Genomic DNA, 249 nt, shown 5'->3' with positions numbered 1-249 from the left:
CTTGGGGTTCGATCGTTGGTGTTGCTGCTTACGACGCACAGAACGAAGAGTGGGCTGGTAAAGTACGTCTCGATGTAAACGTAACTGAACAGTTCTCCGTATGGGTACAGGGCGGCTACAAGTCGAACAACGACCATTACGCATATGCTTACACAGATGCAAACGGCAATCAGCGCGGCGTTCGTCTGGTTGACAGCTTCTACGGCACATGGGGTGGCGATTGGGCTGTTTGGGGTGGCGCGAAATTCA

The 249-nt window shown here is 53.0% G+C and carries 1 protein-coding gene; it reads left to right on the top strand.

Annotation, left to right across the window (positions count from 1 at the left end; genetic code table 11):
* Positions 1–249: porin (locus HBA93_RS22505; protein ID WP_221724718.1), on the top strand; the 249-nt coding region annotated here is incomplete at both ends.

The sequence above is a fragment of the Ochrobactrum sp. SFR4 genome (genome assembly GCF_019730395.1).
Lineage (GTDB): Bacteria > Pseudomonadota > Alphaproteobacteria > Rhizobiales > Rhizobiaceae > Pseudochrobactrum.
Note: the sequence above shows the minus strand (reverse complement) of the source record. Positions and strands in the feature narration are given on the sequence as shown.